Source organism: Streptomyces rectiviolaceus (genome assembly GCF_039533825.1).
Taxonomy (GTDB): domain Bacteria; phylum Actinomycetota; class Actinomycetes; order Streptomycetales; family Streptomycetaceae; genus Streptomyces; species Streptomyces rectiviolaceus.
The window spans coordinates 14,559-38,956 of sequence record NZ_BAAAUG010000030.1; the positions used below are offsets into that span (position 1 = coordinate 14,559).

At 70.1% G+C, this 24,398-nt stretch carries 21 protein-coding genes; 11 read left to right on the forward strand and 10 right to left on the reverse strand.

Features of this window, described 5'->3' with window-relative positions:
- The first annotated feature begins 1 nt into the window (after position 1).
- The 5 genes from pucD (at position 2) to ABD378_RS10225 (ending at position 8,000) form a co-directional block, all read left to right on the forward strand.
- Positions 2-2,392 carry a xanthine dehydrogenase subunit D gene (gene pucD / locus ABD378_RS10205; RefSeq protein WP_344520252.1) on the forward strand — a complete coding sequence of 797 codons (2,391 nt, stop codon included), beginning with the start codon at positions 2-4 and terminating at the stop codon, positions 2,390-2,392.
- Positions 2,393-2,652: 260 nt separating this feature from the next.
- Entirely contained in the window at positions 2,653-4,131 is a 1,479-nt protein-coding gene (locus ABD378_RS10210) for an NCS2 family permease (protein WP_344520253.1), read from the forward strand.
- A 40-nt stretch (positions 4,132-4,171) separates the two neighbouring features.
- Complete coding sequence (locus ABD378_RS10215) at positions 4,172-5,329, forward strand: XdhC family protein (protein WP_344520254.1); 1,158 nt, start codon at positions 4,172-4,174, stop codon at positions 5,327-5,329.
- A 63-nt stretch (positions 5,330-5,392) separates the two neighbouring features.
- The gene (locus tag ABD378_RS10220) at positions 5,393-6,619 is read left to right on the forward strand and encodes an FAD-dependent monooxygenase (RefSeq protein WP_344520255.1); all 1,227 of its coding nucleotides are present in this window, start codon (positions 5,393-5,395) and stop codon (positions 6,617-6,619) included.
- A 151-nt stretch (positions 6,620-6,770) separates the two neighbouring features.
- Positions 6,771-8,000, forward strand: a complete 1,230-nt coding sequence (locus ABD378_RS10225; RefSeq protein ID WP_344520256.1) for a cytochrome P450 family protein — start codon at positions 6,771-6,773, stop codon at positions 7,998-8,000.
- Positions 8,001-8,052: 52 nt separating this feature from the next.
- On the opposite strand, the gene ABD378_RS10230 is transcribed toward ABD378_RS10225, so the two are convergent.
- From ABD378_RS10230 to ABD378_RS10240, 3 genes are all read right to left on the reverse strand, one after another.
- Positions 8,053-8,508, reverse strand: coding sequence for an SRPBCC family protein (locus ABD378_RS10230; RefSeq protein WP_344520258.1), 456 nt, complete (start codon positions 8,506-8,508; stop codon positions 8,053-8,055).
- A 39-nt stretch (positions 8,509-8,547) separates the two neighbouring features.
- Positions 8,548-9,291: a polysaccharide deacetylase family protein gene (locus ABD378_RS10235; RefSeq protein WP_386546635.1), complete on the reverse strand. Its 744-nt coding sequence runs from the start codon at positions 9,289-9,291 to the stop codon at positions 8,548-8,550.
- A 194-nt stretch (positions 9,292-9,485) separates the two neighbouring features.
- Positions 9,486-10,847: an aminopeptidase P family protein gene (locus ABD378_RS10240; protein ID WP_344520309.1), complete on the reverse strand. Its 1,362-nt coding sequence runs from the start codon at positions 10,845-10,847 to the stop codon at positions 9,486-9,488.
- Positions 10,848-11,077: 230 nt separating this feature from the next.
- On the opposite strand from ABD378_RS10240, the gene ABD378_RS10245 reads away from it, so the two are divergent.
- The 6 genes from ABD378_RS10245 to ABD378_RS10270 all read left to right on the forward strand — a co-directional run bounded on the left by ABD378_RS10245 (position 11,078) and on the right by ABD378_RS10270 (position 17,649).
- Positions 11,078-12,256, forward strand: a complete 1,179-nt coding sequence (locus tag ABD378_RS10245; protein WP_344520259.1) for an NAD(P)/FAD-dependent oxidoreductase — start codon at positions 11,078-11,080, stop codon at positions 12,254-12,256.
- Positions 12,253-12,585 (forward strand): (2Fe-2S)-binding protein, encoded by a 333-nt coding sequence (locus tag ABD378_RS10250; protein WP_344520260.1) that lies wholly within the window; start codon positions 12,253-12,255, stop codon positions 12,583-12,585. The genes ABD378_RS10245 and ABD378_RS10250 overlap by 4 nt, the downstream gene beginning before the upstream one ends.
- A gap of 658 nt (positions 12,586-13,243) precedes the next feature.
- Positions 13,244-14,872, forward strand: a complete 1,629-nt coding sequence (locus ABD378_RS10255; RefSeq protein ID WP_425583829.1) for an FAD-dependent oxidoreductase — start codon at positions 13,244-13,246, stop codon at positions 14,870-14,872.
- 69 nt (positions 14,873-14,941) lie between these two features.
- Positions 14,942-15,844 carry a dihydrodipicolinate synthase family protein gene (locus ABD378_RS10260; RefSeq protein WP_344520262.1) on the forward strand — a complete coding sequence of 301 codons (903 nt, stop codon included), beginning with the start codon at positions 14,942-14,944 and terminating at the stop codon, positions 15,842-15,844.
- A 42-nt stretch (positions 15,845-15,886) separates the two neighbouring features.
- A complete protein-coding gene (locus ABD378_RS10265) occupies positions 15,887-16,888 on the forward strand; it encodes a proline racemase family protein (RefSeq protein ID WP_344520264.1) in 1,002 nt (333 codons plus the stop codon).
- Between the two features lie 68 nt (positions 16,889-16,956).
- Positions 16,957-17,649 (forward strand): GntR family transcriptional regulator, encoded by a 693-nt coding sequence (locus tag ABD378_RS10270; RefSeq protein ID WP_344520265.1) that lies wholly within the window; start codon positions 16,957-16,959, stop codon positions 17,647-17,649.
- 1 nt (position 17,650) lies between these two features.
- Here ABD378_RS10270 and ABD378_RS10275 read toward each other — a convergent pair whose 3' ends face one another.
- The 7 genes from ABD378_RS10275 to ABD378_RS10305 form a co-directional block, all read right to left on the reverse strand.
- Positions 17,651-18,586, reverse strand: a complete 936-nt coding sequence (locus tag ABD378_RS10275) for a hypothetical protein (RefSeq protein ID WP_344520266.1) — start codon at positions 18,584-18,586, stop codon at positions 17,651-17,653.
- Entirely contained in the window at positions 18,583-20,334 is a 1,752-nt protein-coding gene (locus tag ABD378_RS10280; RefSeq protein ID WP_344520268.1) for a CotH kinase family protein, read from the reverse strand. Before ABD378_RS10280 ends, ABD378_RS10275 begins: the two co-directional genes overlap by 4 nt.
- 129 nt (positions 20,335-20,463) lie before the next feature.
- Positions 20,464-21,027, reverse strand: coding sequence for a hypothetical protein (locus tag ABD378_RS10285; RefSeq protein ID WP_344520269.1), 564 nt, complete (start codon positions 21,025-21,027; stop codon positions 20,464-20,466).
- Between the two features lie 34 nt (positions 21,028-21,061).
- Positions 21,062-21,496 (reverse strand): hypothetical protein, encoded by a 435-nt coding sequence (locus tag ABD378_RS10290; protein WP_344520271.1) that lies wholly within the window; start codon positions 21,494-21,496, stop codon positions 21,062-21,064.
- A gap of 33 nt (positions 21,497-21,529) precedes the next feature.
- A complete protein-coding gene (locus ABD378_RS10295) occupies positions 21,530-22,345 on the reverse strand; it encodes a hypothetical protein (RefSeq protein WP_344520272.1) in 816 nt (271 codons plus the stop codon).
- A 66-nt stretch (positions 22,346-22,411) separates the two neighbouring features.
- The gene (locus tag ABD378_RS10300; protein ID WP_344520274.1) at positions 22,412-22,894 is read right to left on the reverse strand and encodes a hypothetical protein; all 483 of its coding nucleotides are present in this window, start codon (positions 22,892-22,894) and stop codon (positions 22,412-22,414) included.
- Positions 22,895-22,914: 20 nt separating this feature from the next.
- Positions 22,915-24,291: a phenylacetate--CoA ligase family protein gene (locus ABD378_RS10305; protein ID WP_344520275.1), complete on the reverse strand. Its 1,377-nt coding sequence runs from the start codon at positions 24,289-24,291 to the stop codon at positions 22,915-22,917.
- Positions 24,292-24,398 lie beyond the last annotated feature (107 nt).

Genomic DNA, 24,398 nt, shown 5'->3' on the forward strand with positions numbered 1-24,398 from the left:
CATGGCTGGAACCAAGACCACCACGGGCGCGCCCACCGACGTCACCCAGAAGCACAACAAGGGCGGCATCGGCGAGTCCACGCTCCGCCCGGACGGCACCCTGAAGGTCACGGGCGAGTTCGCCTACTCCTCGGACATGTGGCACGAGGACATGCTCTGGGGCCAGACGCTCCGCAGCACCGTGGCGCACGCCGAGATCGTGTCGATCGACACCGTCGAAGCGCTCAAGGTGCCCGGCGTCTACGCCGTCCTGACCTACGACGACCTGCCGGCCGAGATGAAGAACTACGGCCTGGAGATCCAGGACACCCCGGTTCTCGCCCACGGCAAGGTCCGTCACCACGGTGAGCCGGTCGCCCTCGTGGCCGCCGACCACCCGGAGACCGCCCGCCGTGCCGCCGCGAAGATCGTGGTCGAGTACAGGGAACTGCCCGTCATCACCGACGAGGCATCGGCGACCGCTCCGGACGCCGTCCTCGTCCACGAGGGCCGCACCGACGAGTACATCAAGCACGTCCCGCACCCCAACATCGTGCACAACCAGCCGATCATCCGGGGCAACGCCGAAGAGGCCGCCAAGAAGGCCGACTTCATCGTCAAGGGCGAGTACACCTTCGGCATGCAGGACCAGGCCTTCCTCGGCCCGGAGTCCGGCCTCGCCGTGCCGTCCGAGGACGGCGGTGTCGAGCTGTACGTCGCCACCCAGTGGCTGCACTCGGACCTCGAACAGATCGCCCCGGTCCTCGGCCTGCCCGAGGAGAAGGTGCGCATGACGCTCTCCGGCGTCGGCGGCGCGTTCGGTGGCCGCGAGGACATCTCGATGCAGATCCACGCCTGCCTCCTGGCGCTGCGCACCGGTAAGCCGGTCAAGATCGTCTACAACCGCTTCGAGTCCTTCTTCGGCCACGTGCACCGCCACCCGGCGAAGCTCTACTACGAGCACGGCGCCACCAAGGACGGCAAGCTCACGCACATGAAGTGCAAGATCGTCCTGGACGGCGGCGCCTACGCGTCCGCCTCCCCGGCGGTCGTGGGCAACGCCTCGTCCCTGTCGGTCGGTCCGTACGTGGTCGAGGACGTCGACATCGAGGCGATCGCCCTCTACTCCAACAACCCTCCGTGCGGCGCGATGCGCGGCTTCGGCGCCGTCCAGGCCTGCTTCGCCTACGAGGCCCAGATGGACAAGCTCGCCGACAAGGTGGGCATGGACCGGGTCGAGTTCCGCCAGCTCAACGCCATGTCGCAGGGCACGCTCCTGCCGACGGGACAGCCGGTCGACTCGCCGGCCCCCGTCGCCGAGATCCTGCGCCGCGTCAAGGCCCGTCCGCTGCCGCCCGAGCGCCAGTGGGAGTCCAGCGAGGGCGCGGACGTCCGCGCGCTGCCCGGCGGACTCTCCAACACCACGCACGGCGAAGGCGTCGTCCGCGGCATCGGCTACGCGGTCGGCATCAAGAACGTCGGCTTCTCCGAGGGCTTCGACGACTACTCCACCGCCAAGGTGCGCATGGAGGTCATCAACGGTGAGGCGGTCGCGACCGTCCACACCGCGATGGCGGAGGTCGGCCAGGGCGGCATCACCGTCCACGCGCAGATCGCCCGCACCGAGCTCGGCGTCCAGCAGGTGACCATCCATCCCGCCGACACCCAGGTGGGTTCCGCCGGTTCGACGTCCGCGTCCCGTCAGACGTACGTCACCGGTGGCGCGGTCAAGAACTCCTGCGAGCTCGTCCGAGAGCAGGTCCTCGAGATCGGACGCCGCAAGTTCGGCTCGTACCACCCCGCGTGGGCGACCGCCGAGCTGCTCCTCGAAGGCGGCAAGGTCGTCACCGACGGCGGCGAGGTCCTCGCGGACCTGGCCGAGCTGCTCGAGGGCGAGAGTGTCGAGACCGAGGCCGAGTGGCGGCACCGTCCGACCGTGGCCTTCGACAAGAAGACCGGTCAGGGCAACGGCCACGTGCAGTACTCGTTCGCCGCGCACCGCGCGGTCGTCGAGGTGGACACCGAGCTCGGCCTGGTCAAGGTCATCGAGCTCGCCACCGCCCAGGACGTCGGCAAGGCGCTGAACCCGCTCTCCGTGGTCGGTCAGATCCAGGGTGGTACCACCCAGGGCCTGGGCGTCGCGGTGATGGAAGAGATCATCGTCGACCCGAAGACCGCGAAGGTGCGCAACCCCTCCTTCACGGACTACCTCATCCCGACCATCCTCGACACGCCGACCATCCCGGTCGACGTGCTCGAACTGGCCGACCCGAACGCGCCCTACGGCCTCCGTGGCATGGGCGAGGCCCCGACCCTCTCGTCGACCCCGGCCGTCCTCGCGGCGATCCGGAACGCGACGGGTCTGGAGCTGAACAGGACGCCGGTACGTCCAGAGCACCTCACCGGCACCTGATCCCACGATCTCTCCGGGCGGCGCGCGCCTCCCTCGGAACGTCACACTTCCTTTCGCTCGCGCCGTCCGGAGAACCCCAGTACCGCACCGCTCGCGGTCTTGCGCAGTACCCACGCTCTTCGGAGCCCCAGTTCGTCTCGGGCCGTCCCCCGGGTCGTGCAGCCAAACGCACCATCCCAAATCCCGCAGTCTCCACAGGCCCGACCCCTTTACTAACAGCCTGTTGCGGGTGCCCCTTTGAACCTTGGGAGTTAGGCACCATGACCCAGCAGTCAACGGAGCCGAAGACGTCGGCAGAGGACGCGGGCAACGGCTCACGCGTCCCGGCCGGCAGGTCCTGGCTCGACCGGTATTTCCACATAACCCACAGAGGATCGACCGTCGGCCGGGAGGTGCGTGGCGGCATCACCACCTTCATGGCGATGGCCTACATCATCCTTCTGAACCCCGTGATCCTCTCGGTGCCCGACGCCACGGGACACCGGCTCGACGGTGATCAACTGACCACCGCCACCGTCTTCGCGGCGGCCGCCACCACCATCGTCATGGGGATCCTCGGCAATGTGCCGCTGGCCCTCGCGGCGGGACTCAGTGTCTCCGCCGTCATGGCCTTCCAGGTCGCCCCGGAGATGACCTGGGGCAACGCGATGGCGATGTGCATCATCTACGGCGCCATCATCATCCTGCTGGTCCTCACGGGCCTGCGGACCCTGATCATGGACGCGATTCCGCTGGCGCTGAAGCACGCCATCACCATGGGCATCGGCATGTTCGTCACGCTGATCGGTCTGGTCCAGGCGGGCTTCGTCACCTCCATGCCGTCCAAGCACGGCGACATGTACTCGAAGCCGATCCAGCTGGGCGTCGACGACAAGCTCATGGGCTGGCCCGTCCTCTGCTTCGCGGTCACCGTCCTGCTGATCTTCCTGCTCCAGGTCCGCAAGGTCCCGGGCGCGATCCTCATCGGCATCGTCGGCGGCGCCGTCTTCGCCGCGATCGTCAACCAGGTCGCGGGCATGCGCCAGCAGGACTGGGGCCTGAACGCCCCGGAACTCAACGGTTCCATCGTCTCGTCGCCCGACTTCGGCCTCTTCGGTGAGGTGTCCTTCAGCGGGATCGGCGACATCGGCGCCATCACCGTGGGCGTCATCGTCTTCACCCTGGTCCTCGCCGGCTTCTTCGACGCCATGGGCACCATCATCGGCATCGGCCAGCAGGCCAACCTCGCCGACAAGGACGGCAAGATGCCGGGTCTGAACAAGGCCCTGGCGATCGACGGTGCGGGCGGTGTCGTCGGCGGCTTCGCCGGCGCTTCCGGCCAGACCGTATTCGTCGAGTCCACCGCGGGCGTCGGCGACGGCGCGCGGACCGGCTTCGCGAGCGTCGTCACCGGTCTCGCCTTCACGCTGTGCCTCTTCTTCACCCCGCTGGCCCAGCTCATCCCGACCCAGGTCGCCGCCGCGGCGCTCGTCGTCATCGGCGCGATGATGCTGAGCAACGCCCGGCACATCGACTGGACCGACCAGGCCACCGCCATTCCGGTGTTCCTGACCACGGTCCTGATGCCGTTCACGTACTCCATCACGGTGGGTATCGCGGCCGGTGTCATCGCCCACGTCCTGATCAAGGCCGCCCAGGGCAAGGTCCGTGAGATCGGCTGGCTCATGTGGGTGCTCGCGCTCGTGTTCCTCGCCTTCTTCGCGCTCCACCCGATCGAGAACTGGATGGGCGTCAACTAGCCGCTCATCCTGGAAACCACACACCCGTTAGGAGACGGACATGCTGGACATCGCCGAAGAGCTGAACCGGTGGGTCGAGCAGGGACGCGACTTCGCCGTCGCCACCGTGGTGGCGGTCGGCGGCAGCGCGCCCCGGCAGCCCGGTGCGGCCCTGGCCGTCGACTCCGACGGCACGGCGATCGGCTCCGTCTCCGGCGGGTGTGTGGAAGGCGCCGTCTATGAACTGTGTCAGCAGGCGCTCGAAGACGGCGACAGCATCCTGGAGCGCTTCGGATACAGCGACGAGGACGCCTTCGCCGTGGGCCTGACCTGCGGCGGCATCATCGACATCCTCGTCACCCCGGTCCGCGCGGACTCCTCCGCACGGCCGGTTCTGGCGTCCGCGCTCGCCGCGGCCGCATCGGGCGAGGCCGCGGCCGTCGCCCGCATCACTTCCGGACCCGCGGAACTCGTGGGCCGGGCACTTCTCGTACGTTCCGACGCCGACGCCGCTCATGAGGGCGGGCTCGGCGGCCATCCCGAGCTTGACCGCACCGCGGCGGGCGAGGCCCGCGCGATGCTGGACGCGGGGCGCACCGGCACGGTGGAGATCGGCGAGGACGGCTCGCGCTGCGGGCAGCCGCTCACGCTCCTCGTCGAGTCGAGCGTGCCGCCGCCCCGCATGATCGTGTTCGGCGCGATCGACTTCGCGTCGGCGCTCGTCAAGATCGGCAAGTTCCTCGGTTACCGCGTGACCGTGTGTGACGCGCGGCCCGTGTTCGCCACGGCAGCGCGCTTCCCCGACGCGGACGAGATCGTCGTCGAGTGGCCGGACAAGTATCTGAAGCGGACGGAGGTCGACGGCCGCACCGTCCTGTGTGTGCTCACCCACGACGCCAAGTTCGACGTGCCCCTGCTCGAACTGGCCCTGCGCCTGCCGGTCGCCTACGTGGGCGCGATGGGATCGCGCCGCACGCATGAGGACCGCAACGCGCGGCTGCGTGAAGTCGGCGTCACCGAGCTGGAGTTGACCCGCCTTCGCTCGCCCATCGGCCTCGACCTGGGGGCGCGCACCCCGGAGGAGACGGCCCTTTCGATCGCCGCGGAGATCGTCGCGAACCGCCGTGGCGGCAGCGGCGTCTCGCTGACGGGCGCGCACACGCCGATCCACCACGACGGCTCCCGGCGCCCTGCGGGACGTATCGGGTCCGTGGCCTGAGATCCACGGCCTTAGGCCACATTCCTGCTACGTTGCGTCACAAAATGACCACTTTGTGACGCAATGGGAGCACGTGTGAAAGTCGCCTGCGTCGGCGGCGGTCCCGCCGCCCTGTATCTGTCGATCCTGCTCAAGCGGCAGGACCCGTCCCACGACATCACCGTCCACGAGCGGAACCCGGCCGGGTCGACGTACGGCTGGGGGGTCACCTACTGGGGAGGCCTGCTCGAGAAGCTCCGCGCCGGCGACCCAGAGTCCGCGCGCGCCATCAGCGAGCACTCGGTCCGCTGGAGCGACGGCGTCGCGCACGTCGGCGACCGCACCACGGTCCACCACGGCGACGAGGGCCACGGCATCGGGCGCCACCGGCTGCTCGACATCCTCGCCACGCGGGCCCAATCCCTCGGCGTACGCGTCGAGTTCGAGAGCGAGATCACGGACGCGGCCCAGCTGCCCGGTGCCGATCTGGTCGTCGCGGGCGACGGCGTCAGGAGCGCGCTGCGCGAGCGGCATACCGGCCACTTCGGCGCGCAGATCGCGCTCGGCCGGAACAAGTACATCTGGCTCGGCACCACCAAGGTCTTCGACTCCTTCACCTTCGCCTTCGTGGAGACCGCGCACGGCTGGATCTGGTGCTACGGCTACCGCTTCAGCGACGAGCGGAGCACCTGTGTCGTCGAGTGCTCCCCGGAGACCTGGACGGGCCTCGGCCTGCACGAGGCGAGCGAGGCCGACGGCCGTGCCCTCCTGGAGCGGCTGTTCGCGGGGCCGCTCGACGGGCACCGCCTGATCGGCCGCGCGCAGTCCGACGGCAGCGCGCAGTGGCTCAACTTCCGTACGCTGACCAACCGGACGTGGCACCGGGGCAACGTGGTCCTGCTCGGGGACGCCGCGCACACCACGCACTACTCCATCGGCGCGGGCACCACGCTCGCCCTGGAGGACGCGATGTCCCTGGCGGGCGCCCTGCGGGGGAGCCCGGAGCTGGGCTCCGCCCTCACGAGCTACGAGCGTGAGCGGAGGTCCGCCCTTCTCTCCGTCCAGAGCGCGGCCCGCTACAGCGCCCAGTGGTACGAGAACCTGCCGCGCTACATCGGCCTCGACCCGGCCCAGATGTTCGCGCTCCTCGGCCAGCGCCACTCGCCGCTGCTTCCGCACATCCCGCCGCAGCTGTACTACCGGATCGACCGCGCGGCCGAGCAGTTGGAGCCGCTGCGGAAGATGAAGCGGTGGCTGGGGCCGCGGGTGGCGCGGACGCTGCACGGGCGGGCGAAGGCTTCGCGGGACTGAGCGGCGGGCCGGGCAACCGGCCGATTCCCAGGGCGAGTCACTGGCCGAGTCACTGGCTCCGCCGGGCTGGGCCGGGGGAGGGGCGGACACCTAGAATGATCATGATCTACGACGTCCCGTCCCCTCCCTTTCCCCCCATGGCAGGAGCCCCATGTCGCAGTCATCCGCGCCGCAGCAGGCCATCACCATCGACCCCGCAGGCCGCGATCTCCACGGGGAGGCGGACCGGCTGCGGCAGCACGGCTGCGCCGCCCTGGTCGAACTCCCCGACGGCATAAGGGCCTGGGCCCCCACCCAGTACGACGTACTGAAGCAACTCCTCGCGGACGAGCGGGTGTCGAAGGACCCGAACCAGCACTGGCCCGCCTGGATGGCGGGCGAGTTCCGCGAGACCTGGGTCAACTCCTGGGTGGGCGTGACGAATATGTTCACCGCCTACGGCTCGAACCACCGGCGGCTGCGGAAGCTGGTGTCGCCCGCGTTCACCAAACGGCGTACGGACGCGCTGCGCCCGCGCGTCGAGGAACTGACGGCCGGGCTGCTCGACGCGATGGCGAAAGCCGATGACGGGGTGGTGGACCTGCGGGCCTCCTACGCCCATCCGCTGCCGATGCAGGTCATCTGCGAGCTGTTCGGGCTGCCGGAGGACCGGCAGGCCGACACCGCGCGCCTCGTCGAGTCGATCATGGACACGACCGCGACGCCGGAGCAGGCCGCGGCCACCTGGCAGGAAGTGCACCAGCTGCTCGCCGGTCTCGTGGCCCTCAAACGGGCCGAGCCCGGCGACGACATGACGAGTGTCCTGATCGCGACCCGGGACGAGGAGGGGTCGGCGCTCACCGAGACCGAGCTGATCGACACGCTGCTCCTGGTCATCGGGGCGGGGCACGAGACGACGGTCAACCTCATCGGCAACGCGGTGCAGGCACTGCTGAGCCACCCCGAGCAGTTGGCGCGAGTGCGCGGCGGGGAGGTGCCGTGGAGCGAGGTCATCGAGGAGACGCTGCGGTACGCGCCGTCGATCGCGAATCTGCCGCTGCGGTACGCGGTCTGTGACATCGAGCTGCCGGACGGAACGGTGATCGCGCGGGGCGACGCGATCCTCGCGGCCTACGGGGCCGCGGGACGCGACCCGCTGCGGCACGGCGACACCGCCGGGCAGTTCGACATCGGCCGCGTCGACAAGGAGCACCTCGCCTTCGGCCACGGGGTGCACTACTGCATGGGGGCGCCGCTGGCCCGCCTGGAGGCGGGGGTCGCGCTGCCCGCGCTGTTCGAGCGGTTTCCGGGGTTGCGTCTTGACCCCGGGGCGGGGGCGGCGCTTCCGGTGGAGTCCTTCATCGGGGATGGGTTCGCTTCGCTTCCGGTGCGGCTGAAGTAGGGCGCCGACACCGGGCGGGCCGAGTGCTCGTCCCGTCCGGAGCCCGGGTCAGTCAGGGGAAGGGGCGCGGCGGGGGAGAAGAGAGCAGCCCGTCCACCGCCCGCCCGAACATCCACCGTGCGGCGGCCACGAGCATCCCGTCGAAGACCCGCGGCAGCCACCGCACGCGCAGGTCCTCCCGCCAGGCGACCGTCGAACCGGCCCCCGCCCGGGAGGACACCTCGATCTCCGCCCACCCCGTCACGAACGACCCCCGCTTCTCGAGGCGGCACAGGCCCCCGCCCTCGGCGGCCGGGCGCCACGTCACGACCTCCATCACGTCGTCGAACCCGGCCGGGCCGAGTCCGGTGCGGGCGACGAACACCGTCCCCTCCCCACTGGGCGGCGGCGTCCGGACGGTCACCCGCGTCAGCGGGACCACGTCGGCGTGCCGTTCCCACGCGGTGAGCCTGCGCCAGGCCTCGCCGGCGGGCAGGGACGATTGCCGGTCGATACGGAAGAGAGCCACACGGCGATCCTGCCAGGGCCCGGAGGTGAAACCCGCCTGCTACGGCCGGTAGACCTTCCCCGGTTCGGCCTTGCCGGGCGCGAGGAGCTGGGGCACCGTCACGAAGACGTATCCGCGCTTCTTCAGCTCGTCGATGATGCCCGGCACCGCGGGCACCGTCCCCTTGTAGATGTCGTGCAGCAGGATGATGCCGTCCCGCTTGGTCTGATCGATGACGCGCTTTTGGATCAGGGCGGAGTCGTTGGTCGTGTAGTCCTTGGCGGTCACGCTCCACAGGACCTCGGAGAGGCCCTCTTCGCGCGAGATCTTGTTGACGTCGGGGTTGGTGCGGCCCTGCGGCGGCCGCATCAGCGTCGGCTTGTGGCCGATCAGCTTCTCTATCGCCTCGTTGGGCCTGCGCAGTTCCTCGCGTGCCTCGTCCGGCGTGATGTCGGTGAGGATCTTGTGCGACCAGGTGTGGCTCGCCACCTCGTGGCCCTCGGCCTCCATGCGCTTCACGAGGCCGGGGTGCTTGGCTATGTGGTTCTTGCCGAGCAGGAAGAAGGTGGCGGGCACCTTCTCCTCCTTGAGGATGTCGAGCAGCCGCGGCGAGTTCTCGCTCGGTCCCGCGTCGAACGTCAGGGCCACGCACTTCGCCTTGCGGCAGTCGACCGTCCCGAGCTTCGCCTGGCTCTTGACGCTCACGGACGCCGCGTCCTTGCGGACGGAGCTTGGCGCCGTGGTGTCCACCTTGGTGCATCCCGTCAGGGCGACGGTCATGACCACGGAGGTCATGGCCGTCATGGAGGCGGCTCGACGGAACCCCTTGGTGGATCTCTTCATCTTGCTTTTCGAAGCGGGCATGCGAGGACTATACATAGTGTGTATACGCGGGGTGCATAGTGGGGTCGCCGAAAGCGCGCCCCGGGTGTGCCGAGAGCGCGCTGAGGGTGTGCCGAGGGTGTACGGCGAGGGCTTGAGCCGAGGGCGGCCCGCTCTTAGCGGTCGCCTGCCAGGCCGCTCATCCAGGCCTCGACCGCCGCGGCGCCGCGCGGCAGACCCGCCGACAGGTTCTCGTTGCCGTCGGCCGTGACGAGGATGTCGTCCTCGATGCGAACGCCGATGCCCCGGTACTCCTCGGGCACGGTGAGGTCGTCCGGCTGGAAGTACAGGCCGGGTTCGACGGTGAGCACCATGCCCGCTTCGAGTACGCCGCCGACGTACTCCTCGGTGCGGGCCTGGGCGCAGTCGTGGACGTCGAGGCCGAGCATGTGGCCCGTGCCCGCCATGGTGAAGCGGCGCTGCAGGGCGAGCTCGAAGACCTGCTCCGGGTCGCCTCCGAGGAGGCCCCATTCGACGAGCTTGTGCGCGAGGTACCGCTGCGCGGCGTCGTGGAAGTCGCGGTACGCGGCGCCCGGCTTCACGGCGGCTATGCCCGCCTCCTGCGCCTCGAACACCGCGTCGTAGATCTTGCGCTGGAGCGGGGTGAAGGTGCCGTCGATGGGGAGGGTGCGCGTGACGTCGGCGGTGTAGAGGGTGTGCGTCTCCACGCCCGCGTCCAGGAGCAGGAGTTCGCCGGGGCGCACGGGGCCGTCGTTGTCCTGCCAGTGCATGATCGTGGCGTGCTCGCCCGCCGCGCAGATCGAGCCGTAGCCGATGTGGTTGCCCTCAAGTCGGGCGCGGCGGAAGAAGGTGCCCTCGATCCAGCGTTCCGACGTGGCGACGGCGGTGGCCAACTCCCGTACGACATCGGTGAATCCGTGGACCGTGGAGTCGACCGCCTTGCGCAGCTCGCCGATCTCCCAGTCGTCCTTGACCAGGCGCAGGCCCGAGAGCGCCTCCTCCAGCTCGGCGTCACGCTCCTCGTCGGTCGCCACGGCCGCTTCGAGCGCCGGGTCATGGCCGCGCACGATGCGGGTCGGTACGTCGGGTGAGGCGGCAAGCTCGGCCGGGGCGTCGCGGACGTCGCGGCAGGGCAGGCCGAGGAGCAGCTCGGACTCGGCGAGGCTGCGCCTGCGGCCCATCCACAGTTCGGCGGTCATGCCGGTCCAGAACTCGTCACTGTCCCGGCTGTCGCGGGGGAGTTGGTAGAGGTGCGCGTCGTGGCCGTCGCCCCCGGCGCGCGGTTCGAGGACCAGGGCGCAGTCCCTTGCCTGGTCGCCGGTCATGTGGACGTAGGCGGAGTACGGGCGGAAGGGGTAATGGCTGTCGTTCGAGCGGATCTTGAGCTTCCCCGAGGGGATCACCAGGCGCTCGCCCGGGAACAGCGCGGACAGGGCGGCGCGGCGGTGCGCGGCGTGCGGGGACTGCTCGGCCGGGCGCAGGTCGCGCTGCTCGGTGTCGGCCCAGCCCGTCCTCATCAGGGCGGAGAGCTCATCGGAGATCTCGGGGTAAAGGCCGTTCTTGCGCACGTTGGACTTGTTGGCCTTGCTGGACTTGTTGGGCCTGCTGGCCTTGTTGAGCTTGCCGGGCTCGGTCATGGGCTTCACCTTTTCTTCCCCGTTCCGGGGCTCGTGGTGGAGTGCTCTGTTGCGGTTCCGCCAGCGTAGAGACCCTTGGCCCGTAAGGGAACATGTGACATAGTACTGGCGTGACAAAGCGGCTGACCTGCGATGTTGTGGTAGTCGGCGCCGGGATGGTGGGCGCCGCCTGTGCCCTGTACGCGGCCAGGGCCGGGCTGTCCGTCGTCCTGGTGGACCGCGGTCCGGTGGCCGGCGGCACGACCGGATCCGGCGAGGGGAACCTCCTCGTGTCCGACAAGGAGCCAGGCCCTGAGCTCGAACTCGCCCTCCTCTCGGGCCGATTGTGGACGGAGCTCGCCGCCGAGCCGGGCGTGGGCGCGAGCATCGAGTTCGAGGCCAAGGGCGGCGTCGTCGTGGCGTCGTCGGGCGAAGGTCTTGCGGCGCTCGGGGAGTTGGCTGCCGGACAGCGCGAAGTCGGGGTCGACGCGAGGGCCGTTGCGGCCGATGATCTGTACGAGCTCGAACCGCACCTCGCTCCCGGCGTGGCGGGCGGTGTCTTCTATCCGCAGGACTCCCAAGTTATGCCGACCCTGGCCGCGGCCCAACTGGTGCGCCTGGCAAGGGGGTTGGGTGTCAGCCTGCGCACGGGGTGGGCCGTCACCGCCGTGCTGCGGACCGCGGGCGGCGATGTACGCGGAGTCCGCACCGACCAGGGCGAGATCCACGCCCCGTACGTCGTGAACGCCGCGGGCACCTGGGGCGGCGAACTCGCCGACCTCGCCGGAGCCCGCCTGCCCGTGCTGCCGCGGCGCGGCTTCGTCCTGGTGACCGAGCCGCTGCCGCGCATGGTCCGGCACAAGGTGTACGCCGCCGACTACGTGGCCGACGTGGCCAGCGGATCCGCGGCGCTCCAGACGTCGCCGGTGGTCGAGGGCACGGCGGCGGGCCCGATCCTGATCGGCGCCAGCCGCGAGCGGGTCGGCTTCGACCGCTCCTTCTCGCTGCCGGTAATGCGGGCCATCGCGGCGGGGGCGACCCGGCTCTTCCCGTTCCTGGAGGGCGTCCGCGCGATGCGTGCGTACGTGGGCTTCCGCCCTTACATGCCGGACCATCTCCCCGCCATCGGTCCTGACGCCCGGGTGCCGGGGCTCGTCCACGCCTGTGGGCACGAGGGCGCCGGGATCGGACTCGCCGCGGGAACCGGCCACTTGATCGCCCAGGTGCTGAGCGGGGAGAGCCCGGAGCTGGCCCTAACGCCGTTCCGCCCCGACCGTTTCGCCGACTGCCCGCCAGAGGAGCCGTCATGAGTAAGCGCACCCGCACCCCCCTGAACCTGGTCCGCGCCCGTCCGGGCCCGCCGCACACGGTCACGTTCGACGGCCGCGAGATCCCGGCCCTGCCGGGCCAGACGGTGGCCGCCGCGCTCTGGTCGGCGGGCATCACGGCCTGGCGCACCACGCGGCGCGGCGGCGAACCGAGGGGCGTCTTCTGCGGGATCGGCGTCTGCTTCGACTGCCTGGTGGAGGTCAACGGGCGCTCGAACCAACGGGCTTGCCTGACCCCGGCCGCACCCGGCGACGAGATCCGGACGCAGGACGGCAGCGGCCATGGCGGGAAGCCGGGGGAGGGACGATGAGCGGCTCTCGTACCCGCGCGGTAGCCGGGGCGGTCCCTGTCGGGCTGCCGACCGCGTCGCACCCGGCTGGGCGCGACGGCCGGCCTCGTCCGGTTCCGAAGCGGGTCGGCCACGTGGCCCGCACGTGCTCCGGGGGCGGGCGTGAGGGAACGCCGACCGGCGTGGTCGGCGGGGCTTCGTCGGTGGGTTCTCGGGTGGACATAGGTGGTGGGGCCCGGGTGTGGTCAGGGAGCGGTCGTGACGGAACGGCGATCGGCAGGGTCGGTGGGGATTCGTCGGTGGGCTGTCGGGTGGGCCCAGGTGAGGGGATCCGGTCGCGGTCCGGGATCGGGCGTGAGGGAACGGCGACCGGCGCGCTCGCTGTGGTCAGCAGGGGTTCGTCGGTGGGTTGGCGGGTGGGCGCAGGTGGTGGGGTCCGGACTTGTTCCGGGGCCAGGCATGACGGAACGCCGACCGGCGTGGTCGGCGGGGGATCGTCGGTGGGTTGTCGGGTGGGCGTGGGTGGTGGGGTCCGGGCGCAGTTCGGGGGCCGGCGGGGCCGGCTGCGGGCCGGTGGTGGGCGGGGCGGCGTGGTGTGTGGTGAGTTGTCGACGGGAGGTGGCCGGTGACTACGGCTTCTGACGTGTCCGCGGGTGCGGCTCGCACGGGCACGCTTGCCGTGATCGGCGCGGGCCCCGCGGGCCTCGCGGCGGCGCTTGCCGCGGCTCAGTGCGGGGTGCGGGTGACGGTGGTCGACTCGGCCGCGCAGGCGGGCGGGCAGTTCTACCGGCAGCCCGCCGGAGCGCTCGGTGCGCGTCGGCCGCAGGCCCTGCATCACCAGTGGCGGACCTGGCAGCGGCTACGGGACGGGCTCGCGGAACAGATCGCGGTGGGCCGCGTCACGCACTTGACGGAGCATCACGTCTGGTTCGTGGAGCGCCGCGGCGGGGACGCGTCGACCAGGCAGTCGCCGGGGTCGGGGCCGAGCGAACGGGTAGAAACGCCATCGGGCCCATCTGCCTCCGCTGCACAGGGCGGCGCTGATGGGCGCGTGTCCGACGGGCAGCCGCCTGTTGCCGGGGCGGCAGCGTCGACCCTGGGCTCGTCCTCGACCGCCGCGCATGTGGGCGGCGGGCAGCCGCCCGTGGCGGCGGCCCCCGCCCCGGCTCCGCCCGCCGCGCTTGGCGCCCGTGGCTTCGTCGTGCACGCGCTCCTCGGGCCCGAGCAGGAGGAGTCCGTGGCGGTGCATGCCGATGCCGTGCTTCTCGCGACCGGGGGGTACGAGAAGGTTCTGCCGTTCCCCGGCTGGACCCTGCCCGGCGTGATCACCGCCGGTGGCGCGCAGGCCATGCTCAAGGGAGGCCTCGTCCTTCCGGGGCGTACCGCCGTCGTGGCCGGAACCGGGCCCCTGCTCATGCCCGTCGCCGCCGGGCTCGCGGCGGCCGGTGCCGAGGTGGCCGCCCTGGTCGAGTCCGCCGACCCGAAGGCCTTCGCGCGGCACGCGGCCACCCTCGCCGCCCATCCGGACAAGCTCGCCGAAGGCGCCCGGTACGCCGCCCAAATGCTGCGCCACCGTGTCCCGTTGGCCTCGCGGCACACCGTCGTCGAAGCGCACGGCAAGGACGCGCTCGAGGCGGTGACCATCGCCGCGCTCGACGCGGCGGGGCGTGTCAGGCCCGGCACCGAGCGGCGCATCCCCTGTGACACCCTCGCCGTCGGTCACGGCATGCTGCCGCACACCGATCTCGCCGAGGGGCTCGGCTGCCGCGTCGACGGCCTGAACGTCGCCGTCGACGCCGAGCAGCGCACCGACGTCCCCGGCGTCTGGGCAGCGGGCGAGACCACCGGCATCGGCGGCGCCGCCCTCTCGCTCGCCGAGGGACACATCGCCGGACGCTCGGCCGCCGCCCGGCTCCGGGGGAGCGCACCCGACCCCCGCGCATGGGCCGCCGCCAAGTCCCGTAAGAAGATGCGGGAGTTCGCCGCAGCGCTCGGTGCCGTGTACGTGCCGCCCGCGCACTGGGCCGAGCAGCTCCACGACGACACCCTCGTCTGCCGCTGCGAGGAGGTCCCGGCCGCGGCGGTCCGCGAGGCCGTCGAGGAACTCGGGGGCACGGACGCACGGACCGTGAAACTCCTCACCCGGGCCGGCATGGGCTGGTGTCAGGGCCGGATGTGCTCGGCGGCCGTCGCCGGGCTCGCGGGCTGCGAGGAGCGGTCCGCGCGGCGGCCGTTCGCCCGCCCGGTGCCGCTCGGGGCGCTCGCACGGACCGCCGATGACGACGACGAACAGGCCCCCTCCTCCTAGCTACCTCCCCGCACCGCACCTCCCCGCACGCACCGCCCCTCCCCGCACCGCAACGAAGGGACCCCGCCCATGACCCCGCCCGCCGACCGTCCCCGCCCCTGGCACGGCGTCCTCGTCGCCACCGCGCTCCCGCTCGACGACGATCTCTCCGTCAACTACGGCCGCTTCGCCGAGCACTGCGCCTGGCTCGTCGAGAACGGCTGCGACGGCGTCGTGCCCAACGGCTCGCTCGGCGAGTACCAGGTGCTCACCCCCGAGGAGCGCACCAAGGTCGTGGAGACCGCCGTCGCCGCGGTCGGCGGGCGGCGGGTGATGCCCGGCGTCGCCGCCTACGGCTCCGCCGAGGCGCGCCGCTGGGCCGAGCAGGCCAAGGACGCGGGCTGCGCGTCCGTGATGCTGCTGCCGCCGAACGCCTACCGCGCCGACGAGCGTTCCGTCCTCGCGCACTACGAGGAGGTGGCCAAGGCCGGCATCCCGATCGTGGCGTACAACAACCCCATCGACACCAAGGTCGACCTCGTCCCCGAGCTCCTCGCGAAGCTGCACGCCGAGGGGTACGTGCACGCCGTCAAGGAGTTCTCCGGAGACGTCCGCCGCGCCTACCGCATCGCCGAACTCGCCCCGGAACTCGACCTGTTGGTCGGCGCCGACGACGTACTGCTCGAACTCGCCGTCGCGGGCGCCAAGGGCTGGATCGCCGGGTATCCGAACATGCTGCCCGCCGCGTCCGTCGAGCTCTACCGCGCCGCCGTGGCAGGCGACCTGGCCACCGCGGGCAAGCTCTACCGGCAGTTGCACCCGCTGCTGCGCTGGGACTCCAAGCCCGAGTTCGTCCAGGCCATCAAGCTGTCCATGGACATCGCGGGACGTCACGGCGGCCCCTGCCGCCCACCCCGTGTGCCGCTGCTCCCCGAGCAGGAGCAGGCGGTGCGCACCGCCACCGAACGAGCCGTAGCCGCCGGGCTCCACTAGCAGCACTTCCCGCACCCGCCCGAGTACGGAAAGGACCCGCACATGCGCAGCAAACTCGTCCTGCACGCGGTCGACTCGCACACCGAAGGCATGCCGACGCGGGTGATCACCGGCGGCATCGGCACCGTCCCCGGCGCGACGATGAACGAGCGCAGGCTGCACTTCCGCGAGCACCGCGACGACATCAAGCAGCTCCTGATGAACGAACCGCGCGGGCACGCGGCGATGAGCGGCGCGATCCTCCAGCCGCCGACCCGGCCCGACTGCGACTACGGCGTGATCTACATCGAGGTCTCGGGCTATCTGCCCATGTGCGGGCACGGCACCATCGGCGTCGCCACCGTCCTCGTCGAGACCGGCATGGTCGAGGTCGTCGAGCCCGTCACCACAATCCGCCTGGACACCCCGGCAGGCCTCGTCGTCGCCGAAGTCGCCGTCGAGGGCGGTGCGGCGAAGGCCGTCACGCTGAAGAATGTGCCGTCCTTCGCGGTCGCCCTCGACCGCAAGATCACCCTGCCGGACGGCCGTTCGGTGACGTACGACCTGGCCTACGGCGGCAACTTCTACGCGATCCTGCCTCTGGAGCAGTTCGGGCTCCCCTTCGAGCGCGGGCGCAAGGACGAGATCCTCGCGGCCGGCCTCTCGCTGATGGAGGCGATCAACGCCGATGACGAGCCGGCGCATCCCGAGGACCCGTCCATCCGCGGCTGCCACCACGTCCACCTCTACGCGCCCGGCGCCACCGCCACGTACTCACGGCACGCGATGGCCATCCACCCCGGCTGGTTCGACCGCTCGCCGTGCGGCACCGGCACGAGCGCGCGCATGGCCCAGCTGCACGCGCGCGGAGAGCTGCCGCTGGACACGGAGTTCGTCAACGAGTCCTTCATCGGTACGCGGTTCAGCGGGCGGCTGCTCGGGACCACCGAGGTCGCGGGCATCCCCGCAGTGCTGCCCAGCTTCACCGGGCGCGCCTGGGTGACCGGCACCGCGCAGTACCTCCTCGACCCGGACGACCCCTTCCCCGCGGGGTTCGTCCTCTAGGGTCTGTCGGCCCCGGCGAGCTGGGATACTCATGGCACGTGACATTGCACCAAGGAGGACCCACCCCCATGGCCGCCCAGCGCAACCGCGCTCCGTCCGCAGCCCCCGCCGCCCTGCCGAGCCTGGGCGGGACGCGCAGCAGCTACCGCGAGCGGGTCGCGGACGCGCTGCGCGCCGCGCTCATCGCGGGCGAACTGCGCGCGGGCGAGGTCTACTCGGCGCCCACCCTCGCCGTGCGCTTCGGCGTCTCCGCGACACCGGTGCGCGAGGCCATGCTCGACCTCGCCAAGGAGGGGCTCGTCGACACGGTGCCGAACAAGGGCTTCCGGGTCACCGCGGTCTCCGAGAAGCAGCTCGACGAGTACAAGCACATCCGCGCGCTGATCGAGATCCCCACCACGGCGGAGCTCGCCACGTCGGCCGACCCCGCCGCCCTCGAAGCACTGCGGCCGGTCGCGCGTGAGATCGTCACGGCGGCGGCGGACGGCGACCTCATCGCGTACGTGGAGGCCGACATCCGCTTCCACCTCGGTCTGCTCGCGCTCAGCGGCAACGACCACCTGGTCGAGGTCGTCGGCGACCTGCGCAAGCGCTCCCGCCTGTACGGACTGCAGGCACTGGTCGACGCGGGCCGTCTGGAGGCCTCGGCCGAGGAGCACCTGGAGATCCTCGACGCGCTGCTCGCCCGCGACGAGGAGGCCGTACGCGCGGTGATGACCCGCCACCTCGGTCACGTGCGCGGCCTGTGGGCGGCCGAGTAGCTCAGCTGTCGCCCGGGATCAGGAACAGGTGGACCGACTGGTCCTTCGCGCGGTACCGCTCGTTCTCCGCGCCCTTCTTCGCCCGGTCGGACACGATCACCACGTGGTCGGCCGAGACCCAGGACACGCCCTCGGGGTTGCCGTAGACCGTACGGCCCTTGCTGTCGGTGGGGAGGCGGTAGACCGTGCCCTCGTCGACCTGCCACTTCTTGGTGGAGATACGGCCGACCCACAGCGCGGACGAGGCCTGCGACAGGACGGCGATCCGGCCGTCGCGCACGGACACGCTCGCGTAGTCCTCGAAGGGCAGCGACTTGGGCAGCTCGATCGTCGCCGTGTTGATCCAGCGCTTGCCGCCGCGCCGGAAGACCTGGATACGGCCGCCGCCCGGCTTCCTGCCCTTCTTGCCGCCCTCGCACCGGTTTCCCTCGCACAGGGCGAGGAGGTGGCCCGTGCCCGAGCGCTCGACCCACTCCAGGCCTTCCATGCCCTTGTTGGCGTCCGCCAGATCGAAGTCGAGGAGAGCCGAGCCGATCGGGCGCAGCTTCCCGTCGTACTCGTGGACGCGGGCGCGAAAGCCCTTGGGCTTGACCGGCTCGGCCTCGCTCAGCGTGAAGTAGTGGTCGCGCAGCTCGTCGTGGGCGAGGTCCTCGTACCCCTCGTTCGCCGCATCGGAACCGCCGGACTTCTTCCCCTTGCCCGCGTTGACGACACCGTTCTCCGGCGCCTTGGGCGACAGCTCGCTGCTGACCCTGATGAGGGAGGGCAGGTTGTCGCAGACGATCAGGAAGGCGCCGTCGCGGTAGAGGACGCCGCTCGCCTCCAGGCGGCTTCCCGCGCTGACGCCGATCAGGTCCTGGATCTTGGCTTCCTTGACCAGGCGCAGCTCGCTCGGTGCCTTGGCCTTGGCCTTGGCCGACTTCTTCGTCGCTGTCATGAGGGCAGTACCTCCATCGCGCCGGGGAACGCCGCCCCGCTTGCGCCGTTGGGATAGGTCTTGCGCAGCTCGGCAAGCTGCTGACGTGCGTGGTCGTAGCGCATCCGGGTGTAGTGGAAGATCCCGTACGTGAACTGCGAGCCCCGGCTCAGCTCCCACTGCCGGTATCCGGCGCGGTACACCTCGTCGTTGGTGAACTGCCGCCCGGTGAAGGGCTGTCCGTGCGGGCTCGTGGACTCGCCGTACGCGGCGGACGAGATGAGCTGCCACAGGCCGTCGGTCCGCCCTGAGCCCTCCGCGCCGAGCAGCGCGGCGACCCGCTCGGGGCCGAACTCCGTGTCCAGGAGGTATTCGAGGTGGTCGAGGTAGTACTGGCAGAAGTCGTGGTGCCGCAGCAGGTTGGTGAACAGCGGCAGGTGTGACACCTCGTGCGGTGCCTTCGTGATCCGGCAGTACTCGCGGCTCATCGCGGGCCAGTCGAGCAGATCCGTGTGCTGCCACGGCGTCGAGAAGAAGTCGATGCCCGAGCTGTTGTCGTAGTCCCAGGGGATGAACGTGAAGTACGGGCGTGCCATGAAGCCCGCCGGGTCGCCGAGCCGGCCCGAGTTGTAGAGGTAGTAGTTCGACGGCGTCGCGAAGTAGTTGTCCCAGCTGCCGAGCAGGACGTTGGCGCCCGCCCAGCGCAGGAAGGCCGGCACGTTCAGGACCTGCTCGACCGCGTCGCGGAAGGCGTCGGTCCCGAACCGGCCATCACCGCCGCCCAGTTGAACGCCGTTGATGGTCCGGACGAGAGTGGCGAGGTCGTCGTAGGTGCTGGCGGAAGGATCGTCCTCGTTCGTCTTCAGGCGGTAGGTGCGATCGTCCTCCAGGCTGCCCTCGGTGAAGTACTGCCGGCCGCCGTCGGAGCCGCCCGTGCCGGTGCGGTGCTCCAGGGTCGCGCAGCCGACGTCGCCGCAGTACGCCTTGTAGAGGTTGCCCTCGGCGTTCTTGCCGAAGTGGTCCTTCAGGAACTTCTTGTCGACCTGCTCGATGACCGAGAAGAGCCCCATGTAGCGGTCGTTGATCGAGAACGTCGCGTACGTGTGCTGCGCCGCCGGGACGCCCGCGCGCTCCAGGAGCCGCCAGGCGACGGCCTCGCGCATCTGCGACGGGTCGTTGTACATCGCCTTGAGGTTGACCCGCTCCATGCCGTAGAGCCGGTCCTCGCTCTCACCGACCTCGAAGTCGATCTTCCAGGAGCGCTTGGGCGCGTGAGCCGTCATATTGCCGCTGTTGACCATCGAGAACGACGCTGTCGCGAGCAGTGTGTCGTCCGGGGTGCCGCTCCTCGCGAGGGTCAGCCGGGCGCCCTGCGGCGCCTCGATCACCTCGTCGGCCGTCAGGACGCCGGGCGGCCAGCCGGTGACCTTGACCTGATACATGTCCTGAGCGAAGAACTCCGCTTTGTTCTCGGCCGAGTTGAGGAACTCGTCGACGATCCGCCCGATCGCGGTGAGCTGTCCGTCGGCGTCGAGAAGTATGAGGCTGCCGTCGGCCGATTCGCCCGACGGGTCCCCCTGCTCGACGAGCAGGAGGTCGTACAACGAGCTGAACTCGGCCTTCGTCCGCAGCGCGGCATCGGCCGGACCCGTCGTCGCGTTGGCCCGCTCGGCGAGCCGCCGCCCCGTGCCCGGCGGCAGCGCGGAGAGCGCGATGACCTGGTTCTTGAACGCGTCCCGGAACGTGCCCTTGCCGATGGTCCTGTCCACTACGGCCTCCCTGGGCTCCCTGGGGTGAACCTTCCTCTCTACGCCCGACGCCGCATGACCGCCAGACCGAGAACCGGCCTGGCGGTCACGCGGTGCGTCAGACCCCGCACACGTAGCCGCCTCGGCCCGTCAGACCCCGAGGATCCTGATCGACGGGTGGATGGCCGTGTTCAGGTACAGCTTCTCCTTCTTGTGCTCCTGCTCCAGCTCCATCACGAGCCGGTACCGGTGCACGCCCGGCTTGGCGTTGCTCAGGACCGTGCCGGCCCAGTAGTAGTAGACCGGCGTGAACTTGTCCCGCATGCGGTCCGGCATCCCGTAGATCTTCAGCTCGGTGAAGATCTTCCGCTCGGCCACGTCCTCCTCGTCACCCAGTTCGGTGTCGAGGAAGGTGATGTTGTTGATCTTCGGCATGGGGGGCCAGGTGCCGTCCGGGCGCTTCTCCATGTCGAGCGGGCGCACGATCCAGTTCAGGACCTGGCCCTGCTTGCAGACCGTCTCCAGGGACGACGTGCCCTGCCCCTTGCCGCCGATGCTGTTGTCCATCATGTAGATGGAGTCGCTCAGGGAGCCCGTCTCCGTGGCCCGCTCCATGTTGATGAGCGTCACGATGTTCAGCTGGACCGAGTTCAGCTGTCCGGGGTTCTGCTTCTGCACGCTGCTGGTCGACTTCTCCTGCACGCTGCTGGTCAACGCTCCTCCTTCGCGTACGCCGCCATGCCAGGTCCTAGCCGACGAGGGACGACGACAGAGTGGTGGCGATCGGTTCGTCCCTCGTGCCCAGCTTGAACTTGATCTGGTACGTGATGTTGGCCGCGTCCTTCTTCACCGTGCCGATCCAGTAGGCGACGTCGGTGCCCGGATAGACCTTCCGCTCCGGAACGCAGATGGAGCTGTCGATCACGATGTCGTCGATCGCGACATACGCCTCACACTCCAACGCGAGCGCGTTCCAGAGGAGTTGGTCGCCCTTCAGTACGCGCGTCTGCAGCTCCTCGGTACCGAAGCCCGTGGATCCCGCGGCCTTGTTGGTGTCGTACATGTACAGGTGGCCCTGCATGTTGCCCGCTGCCAGGGCACCCACACAGTCCACTACGGCGGTGATGGAGACGGGCCGCTTCGCGCCGCCGCTCTCCCGCCGCTTGGGCGTGGTGGTGGTCATCTGCTCCTCCTTCTGGCTGAAGTCCTTGCGGGGTCAGGGCGTGCCGGGGCGCGTCTCGGCCCCCGGAGGGATGGGCAGCATGCCCATGCCCGCCTTGGTGAAGGCGTTCCTGCGGGGCTCCGAGGTGATCTTCAGGGTCGAGGGACAGGTCAAGTTGACCGCCTCCCACCGCAGTTCGCCGTTGAGGCCCACCAGCTTGTGCAGCTGGATCCGCATCATGTACGAGTACGTTCCGGGCCGTGAGGTGTCGACCGTCGCGGACCAGTACCAGCCGTCGGTGACCAGGTCGGGGGAGCCGTACTCCGCCGGATACATGATCTTCGAGTCGACGGCCTCGCCGTAGATGTCGGTGATCACCGGGGCGGGGTAGGTGTACGCCGCCGTGTTTTCCTCGGTGAGGACCTTGCCGGTGACGTCCAGGATCTTCTGCCCTGACATGCGGCCGCGGGTGCGCCGCGTGGTCTTGACGCGGGCACCGACGGTCTTGCGGACCTTGCTCAGCTGCTCGGCCTGGTCGGTGCCCGCGACCGACGACTTGGTCGCGAGGTCCTGCAGCTCGGCCAGGGCCTGCTCGTCGCTCTGCCGCGCGCGGTCGGACTCATAACCGCGGGGGACGGTCGGCGGGATGGAACCCAGGCTGTACGGCAGCCAGTTGAGCACCTGCTCACTGGCCTGCGATCCGTCCCTCCAGTACGAGCCGTTGATCGCGGTCACGAGCTCGCCGGTTCCCTGGTCGGTGGAGCCCTGCAGCTTCATGTTGTCGAACAGGTAGGTGTTGCCCTCGAGTGACTCGGACTCCAGCGCATTGCCGACGTCCACGAGCACGATGATCGCCAATTGTTGGGGCATGATTCCGCCTTTGTCGCCGTTACTGGATTCCCGGCCCTTGCCGTCGCGCTCCGGCTGGCACTGGTGCTACTGGCACATCAACGCGGGTGTGTCGATGTGCATGACGCTGTTCTCGCCCTCGTACATCTGGAGTTCCAGGCGGTACTGGTAGGCCACTCCGGGCGTCAGCCAGTTGGGGACCACGCCGGTCCAGACATCGAGGTCGAGCTTGTCGCCCTCGTCGTGTTCGCCGTTCGCCGGTGCCTGGCCCGGTGTCTGGGCCGCGGCGTGCTCTGCGGTCCGGCCCTCGGTCTGACCCGAGGCGTGGCTCCCGTTCGCGGGCACGAACGAGATGTTCTTGATCTCGACCGGTGTCTGCAGGTCCACGGCCAGGGCGGTCCAGGAGACGACCTGGCCGGGCCTGACCACGGTGCACAGGTCCGGCGTCCCCTGATGGGCGCTGCTGTGCCCGCCGTCGTCCATCATGCAGAGGTTGCCGTTGAGCAGCGTGCTGCCCGAGAGCGCTCCGATGACGTCGACGACCGCGATGATGTTCACTTGCGGTTTCATCCTCACTCCTCCTGTAGGCGCTAACCCCGGTCCCGCACCAGCGGGACCTTGCCGACGGCCGTCCGCTCGATCTCGGCCGAGAGCCGGGGCACGAACTTGAGCTGGAAGCTGTATCCGGTCTTCTCGATCGACACGGGGTTCGCCTCCCCGTGGTTGAACAGCGAGAGGGAACGCGGCAGGGCGTTCACGAACATCTGCTGGACGCCGTACGGACCGAGGGTCGTGTCCGTGCGGTACGTCATGCCGAGCACGTCGTCGACCGAGGCGAACAGCGTGATCGTCTTGCCCTCGCGGTGGTTCACGAACTGGACCTCGTGCGCCACCGCGTCCAGGTCCACCGCCTCCGCGGCCTTCAGCTCGTCGCGCAGAGCGGCGTAGGCGCGGGCGGCGGAGTACTGGCTGTCGTTGATGTGGAGTACGTCGCCGGTGCGGCCCGCGAACTCGAACTGCTGTGTCTTCAGGCCAGGGCCCTCGGTCCGGGGCCGCCGGATCATCCGGTCGCCCAGCTTGAGCCGGAGCAGCGGTGCCTCGTGGGCGTGCAGGCGGGTGACGACGAGCTCGCCCTCCTCGCCCTCGGCGACCCAGCGCCCGTTCTCGTCCACGATCTCGATGAAGTGCAGGCCGGGCACCGCCGACAGGTAGGGCGACGCGGGGTCGAGCTGCAGGCCGATGGTCTCCGCCTGGGTGGCGGCGAAGTAGCTGAGGATCGACAGGTTCGGGTACAGCGCCAGGAGCTCCACCCGCTTGCGCTGCGAGAGCACCCCGCTGCCGTACAGGGCGACGCGGAAGCTCTCCCTGGACTCCTTGCGCATGCCCACGCCGAGCTCGCTCAGGATCCCGATGCCCGCGGAGATGCCCATCAGGGCCTTGGGGCCCTTGTAGGAGAACATGTGCTCAAGGACGGGGGCCGTGACCGGGCCCGCGCCGACGTAGTTGACGCCGGGCACGTTCTGCAGCACCCCGCCCACCATCGTGCCGCTGCTCCACATCTGGTAGTCGGCCAGCGTGGTGAACAGCCACTTGGGGTCGGTGCCCGCGAGGTACCTGGCGAGCTGATAGGCGCCCATGAAGCGGCCGGCGATCGCGTACGTGTCCTTCAACTCCCGCAGGGAGTAGACGACTTCGAGCGGGCGCCCGCCGCTGGTGCCGCCGCTGGCCACGATCTCGAACTCGCCGCGGGCGAGGGGCACCACCATGCCGGGCCGTGACTCCATGAAGAAGTCACGCTGGATGTCCTTGTCCGACAGCGGAATCTGCTGCCACGCCTCGTACGTCTCCGGGGCGCGCACGGTCCCCGCGTTGCGCAGCCGGTCGCGCCACAGCGGATTGAGCATCGTCGTGTTCACCATTTGCTGCAGGCGGCGCAGTACGACGGCTTCCTGAACCTCGTAAGACACCTCGCTGTACGGAGCCTGACAGACCCGCTCGCATTCACGTAACTTGTCGGCGAACGGAGGGAGTGCGCTTACGGATTCAACCGACTCCGGCAGCAACTCCCAATCGG

Excerpts from the sequence above, each read along its gene's own strand:
- ABD378_RS10225 (WP_344520256.1), top strand. The coding sequence starts at position 6,771 with ATGTCGCAGTCATCCGCGCCGCAGCAGGCCATCACCATCGACCCCGCA.
- ABD378_RS10215 (WP_344520254.1), top strand. The coding sequence starts at position 4,172 with ATGCTGGACATCGCCGAAGAGCTGAACCGGTGGGTCGAGCAGGGACGC.
- ABD378_RS10210 (WP_344520253.1), top strand. The coding sequence starts at position 2,653 with ATGACCCAGCAGTCAACGGAGCCGAAGACGTCGGCAGAGGACGCGGGC.
- pucD (WP_344520252.1), top strand. The coding sequence starts at position 2 with ATGGCTGGAACCAAGACCACCACGGGCGCGCCCACCGACGTCACCCAG.
- ABD378_RS10295 (WP_344520272.1), bottom strand. The coding sequence starts at position 22,345 with ATGCCCCAACAATTGGCGATCATCGTGCTCGTGGACGTCGGCAATGCG.
- ABD378_RS10235 (WP_386546635.1), bottom strand. The coding sequence starts at position 9,291 with ATGACGGCCATGACCTCCGTGGTCATGACCGTCGCCCTGACGGGATGC.
- ABD378_RS10265 (WP_344520264.1), top strand. The coding sequence starts at position 15,887 with ATGCGCAGCAAACTCGTCCTGCACGCGGTCGACTCGCACACCGAAGGC.
- ABD378_RS10270 (WP_344520265.1), top strand. The coding sequence starts at position 16,957 with ATGGCCGCCCAGCGCAACCGCGCTCCGTCCGCAGCCCCCGCCGCCCTG.
- ABD378_RS10250 (WP_344520260.1), top strand. The coding sequence starts at position 12,253 with ATGAGTAAGCGCACCCGCACCCCCCTGAACCTGGTCCGCGCCCGTCCG.
- ABD378_RS10290 (WP_344520271.1), bottom strand. The coding sequence starts at position 21,496 with ATGACCACCACCACGCCCAAGCGGCGGGAGAGCGGCGGCGCGAAGCGG.
- ABD378_RS10300 (WP_344520274.1), bottom strand. The coding sequence starts at position 22,894 with ATGAAACCGCAAGTGAACATCATCGCGGTCGTCGACGTCATCGGAGCG.
- ABD378_RS10275 (WP_344520266.1), bottom strand. The coding sequence starts at position 18,586 with ATGACAGCGACGAAGAAGTCGGCCAAGGCCAAGGCCAAGGCACCGAGC.
- ABD378_RS10260 (WP_344520262.1), top strand. The coding sequence starts at position 14,942 with ATGACCCCGCCCGCCGACCGTCCCCGCCCCTGGCACGGCGTCCTCGTC.
- ABD378_RS10240 (WP_344520309.1), bottom strand. The coding sequence starts at position 10,847 with ATGAGGACGGGCTGGGCCGACACCGAGCAGCGCGACCTGCGCCCGGCC.
- ABD378_RS10220 (WP_344520255.1), top strand. The coding sequence starts at position 5,393 with ATGGGAGCACGTGTGAAAGTCGCCTGCGTCGGCGGCGGTCCCGCCGCC.